General features: G+C 47.4%; 1 pseudogene. It reads right to left on the bottom strand.

What is annotated here, in order from left to right:
- Positions 1-63 precede the first annotated feature (63 nt).
- Positions 64-426 (bottom strand): annotated as a pseudogene (locus tag AC4IFO_RS23085) (ParB/RepB/Spo0J family partition protein); the annotation flags it as partial.

Below are 426 nucleotides of genomic sequence, written 5' to 3'. Positions count from 1 at the left end.
TGATTTGGAATAGTTGTCATGATATTTCACACTGCCCTTTTCAGGGCAGTGTCTCCAGTCTGATTATTGCGCGTTATCGGTATGGTGAGTGTCGGCGTTTACATCGAGAAAACAGTTAGGTAACCAATGCGTGTCTTTGAGGGTGTTTTCAGCTAATTCCGCGGCATCCCCTTTTTTCATTTTTGCAGCTTCAAGGGCTTTATCCGCTGCCCCTGCATCGGCTAAACAATCGCTGATTTGGTCTTTACTGATACGCCCAAAGAAGTTCGCTTTCGTCGGTTGCCACCACTGACGAAAATCAAAGGCAATTGCCTGTTCAATTGGACGCAGGGCTTCGGCTAACGTGTTATCGTGCGGTGCATAATGATTGACTTCACTCAACGTTTGCGCGGAACAGAACGCCAGTAGTGCGACTAAATCCGCTTG

The sequence above is a fragment of the Providencia sp. UF-224 genome, from assembly GCF_058245955.1.
Note: the sequence above shows the minus strand (reverse complement) of the source record. Positions and strands in the feature narration are given on the sequence as shown.